This window comes from uncultured Virgibacillus sp., from assembly GCF_947495635.1.
GTDB lineage: Bacteria > Bacillota > Bacilli > Bacillales > Amphibacillaceae > Virgibacillus > Virgibacillus salarius.
On sequence record NZ_CANMAB010000178.1, the window covers coordinates 1 to 3,738 of the forward strand.

Annotated in this window: 3 protein-coding genes; all 3 read right to left on the reverse strand. The window is 34.4% G+C overall.

Translation table 11 applies throughout. From position 1 onward, the window contains the following. Window positions 1-204: 204 nt before the first annotated feature. The 3 genes from Q1A47_RS20225 to Q1A47_RS20235 all read right to left on the reverse strand — a co-directional run bounded on the left by Q1A47_RS20225 (window position 205) and on the right by Q1A47_RS20235 (window position 3,603). The gene (locus tag Q1A47_RS20225) at window positions 205-2,112 is read right to left on the reverse strand and encodes an LTA synthase family protein (RefSeq protein WP_121605257.1); all 1,908 of its coding nucleotides are present in this window, start codon (window positions 2,110-2,112) and stop codon (window positions 205-207) included. A 227-nt stretch (window positions 2,113-2,339) separates the two neighbouring features. Further along, window positions 2,340-3,314 (reverse strand): ROK family glucokinase, encoded by a 975-nt coding sequence (locus Q1A47_RS20230; protein ID WP_026681145.1) that lies wholly within the window; start codon window positions 3,312-3,314, stop codon window positions 2,340-2,342. 13 nt (window positions 3,315-3,327) lie between these two features. Continuing rightward, window positions 3,328-3,603 (reverse strand): YqgQ family protein, encoded by a 276-nt coding sequence (locus tag Q1A47_RS20235; protein ID WP_366141156.1) that lies wholly within the window; start codon window positions 3,601-3,603, stop codon window positions 3,328-3,330. Between the last annotated feature and the right edge of the window lie 135 nt (window positions 3,604-3,738).

Sequence of the window (3,738 nt, forward strand, 5' to 3'; positions counted from 1 at the left end):
ATTTTTCTGTTACAACTCTACAAGTTTAATTCTCACACAGGCAGAGCCTGTGGTTTAAAAAACATCAATTAAAAAACTCCCCTCAAAGTAAAGCAGATTATTTATTTTCTTAATCTGGTTATTACTTCAAGGGGAATATCCTTCTTAATCATCTTGTTTCATCCAAAAAGATGAATTAACTTAAACTGTTACTTCATTTTACTATTATTTTTGATCGGTAAACTCAACAAATCGGAAAAGATCTCCATAAATTAAATCATCTGAGTAACCTAATTCTTTATCTACTCTTTTGCTAATTGGATCACAGGCACTCTCAACGTTTTGATCCGTAGCTTCTTCCTTTTGATCTATTTCTACTGGTTCTCCAGTTTCTCGATTATAACAAGTGTCACTTGCAAAGATATAATCATCACTAATAAAATTACCGTTTCTTAAAGCAATGTAACCTTTTCTTTCATCACTAAATAAGTCATTACCAAAATGTAAGTCATTTTTATTTTCAACACCTAACAAGCTCAACAATGTTGGCTTCACATCAATTTGACCAGAAACTTCTGATTTCACTTCACCTTGACCATGGCCAGGAATATGAATAAAGAACGGAACTCTTTGTAACTGTACATGATCATATGGTGTGATTTCTTCCTTATCTAAATACATACTCATTGCTCGATTATGGTTGGCACTAATTCCGTAGTGATCACCCATGATGATAATAATGGAGTCTTCATATAGTCCAGCATCTTTTAGTTGATCGAAAAACTGCTCAATTGCTTCATCCATATATCTTACTGTTGGAAAGAAATTATTTAAAGTATTTGAATTGGAATCGTACGGTTCAATGGATTTATCTGTTTCATCCAAATCAAATGGGAAATGATTCGTCAATGTGATTAGCTTTGTGTAAAATGGTTCTTCCATTGACTGAAGGTATTTAATGGACTGCTCAAAGAATGGTTTATCTTTAAGTCCCCAGCCGATTGAATTTTCTTCAGAAACTTCATATGCTTCTTCCCCATAGAAGTGATCAATTCCAAAGCTCTGATACATTTGATCACGATTCCAAAAGCTCTTGTTATTAGCGTGCAGAACACTCGAGTAATACCCTTCTGTTTTCAATATTTCTGGCATAGCATGGTATTCATTCTGCGCATGTGTAAAGAAAACAGCTCCACGAGAAAGTGGATATAGAGAATTTTCAACAATAAATTCTGAATCGGATGTTTTCCCTTGCTCTGTTTGGTGATAAAAATTCTCAAAATAGTACGTATCTTCATCCTCTGTTAAACTATTTAAGAAAGGCGTAATTTCCTGTCCATTTACTTCATTATTTATTACAAAGCTTTGAATAGATTCTGCATTAATGAATATAACATTCTTATCTTTAGCTACTCCAAACAAATTTGATTTTTCTTTTGTTTTCACATTCTCTTCAATATAAGCTTTAATATCTGGAATCTCATTACCATCTGCAAACACTCGTTGTGTCTTCGCTTTAGTATGTGTTGCAATATCATAAACATGGTAATTAAACAGACCTATATTTTTCACTAAATATTCCCGATCGAAGGCACGTGTAAATAATTGCGGCCGCTCCATCTCTGCCAAAAAGAAATTACCAGCCAATAATACAAAGGACATGGCTAATGTAAAGACTTTACCACTTCTCGGATAAAAAACGGTCATACGTTCCATATGTTTTCTACTTAAATACCAGATGATTGCTACATCTACGAATAGAAGTATGTCATACGGCTTAACAAGCGACAGTATGCTTTCCGTCAAATCAGCGGCATTACTTCCTTGAAATAATTGGGGTATGGTAATAAAATCCGTAAAGGAACGATAAAAAACTAGATTAGCAAATAGGATGATTGTACCAATTAAAGCAGTATATCTTAAGAACTTCATTTGTCTGCTCTGTTTTCTTATCCAAACACTTAAAGCAAAAACTAAGAACGCTGAAACAAAAGGGTTTATAAACAAGATTAACTCTTGCATAGAATTTTCGAGATCAATCGAAAACACAAACCGGTACACAATGTACGTTTTAATACCAAATAGTACAGTAGCTACTATAAATAGGGGTATTTTTAGCCGTTTCAACTCCATAAACTTATCCTCCTGCTATCCCTTTTGATTTTTATATTTTTCTTACTTTTCAACCAATATCAAACAGATTTATTCTTGATTTCATTTCCCTGTTGAAAGATATTATAAACCAAAAGTAAATATTTGTTAATCGATTGTAAACCCAATTATCGTATATGACGAAATCAATGAAATAAAAGTTTCATAGAATGCGATTTTTTTTACATCTTCCATTGAACTAGTGACAGCTAATTGGTGAATGTGATGTGTTCGATCTTCTGTTTAACTAAAAATGCTGCTCCAATGATACCAGCATCGTTCCCTAATTGAGCAAGCTTTAATTCACAATTTTCACTAACCCGGGACAAAGCATATTTATCAAATGACTCACGTATATCATAAAGAAATGCTTCTCCAGCTTTAGATACTCCGCCACCAATTAAAACTTTAGCAGGGTTTACAATGGTGCCTATATTAGAAATTGCCATTCCTAGTACGTCTGCGGTATTTTTCACAATTTCTCGAGCGGACTTATCACCAGCAGCAGCAAACTGAAAAACATCTTTTGCAGTAATAGAACCATGCTCGGAAATGTATGTAGCAAGTAAACCTGACTGATTTTCAGCCTTTTCCATTGCTTGCCTTACAATTCCAGTCGCTGAAACAATCGTTTCTAAACAGCCTATTCTACCACAATTACAGGTATAACCATCTATATCAATTGTAATATGTCCGATTTCTCCACCGATTCCCGCTTCACCGTTTACTATTTGTCCGTTCGTGATAATACCACCACCAACACCGGTACCCAGCGTTATAGCTACTAGATTTCTAGCTTGGTTCCCAGCACCTTTCCAATTTTCACCCAGCACAGCAATATTGGCATCATTCTCTACAAATACTGGTAAGTTTGATCGTTGCTTTAATTGATTACCTAGATCATAATTTTTCCATCCGATATTAACTGCCTCATAAACAAAACCTGTTTCATCTTCAATAAATCCAGGTGCACCTACACCGATCCCAAGCACCTGATCGTTCGTATATTGATCATGTGATAATTGTCTTTCAATCGAGTTCCAAATATCGTCTACAATTTGAATACCCTCATTTTCGGTAATTGTAGGTATCTCCCATTTTCTAAGGATATCTCCTTGATTATTGATAAAACCAAGTTTTGCTGTTGTTCCGCCAACGTCTACTCCAATAATAATTTGATTCATGCATAACTCCCCCTTAATTTTTACGCAATGCTTCTATCTCTTTTCGTAGAAGTAATTTTGCTTGCAAATAATCATCATTTCGAATGAATTGAAGTTTATATAGTTCATCCAATTCCATTGCCATTATTTCTAAATCTCCGATGCGATTACCCGTATAAATAAATGTACCATATTTTTTCAAAAGCTGCTGTATATCATAGATTGATTCCATTAAATTCATCACCATTACTAGTATACTAAATGTACGTATTAAATAGAAATACGAACTTAGACGTATCTTTAAAAACATAAGAAAAACGGAGCAAAATTCGCTCAGTCCTTATCACTAAATGCTCAAATTTACGCTTCCTCTAGTAGCTATTATGGAATAATAGCTACTGCTTACTTGACCACCACTCCGGCTGCCCACTTCCCTTTCCGTGGG

Bases quoted from the DNA above. Each gene is read 5' to 3' on its own strand.
- Q1A47_RS20225 (WP_121605257.1), bottom strand. From the start codon at position 2,112: ATGGAGTTGAAACGGCTAAAAATACCCCTATTTATAGTAGCTACTGTA.
- Q1A47_RS20230 (WP_026681145.1), bottom strand. From the start codon at position 3,314: ATGAATCAAATTATTATTGGAGTAGACGTTGGCGGAACAACAGCAAAA.
- Q1A47_RS20235 (WP_366141156.1), bottom strand. From the start codon at position 3,603: ATGTTTTTAAAGATACGTCTAAGTTCGTATTTCTATTTAATACGTACA.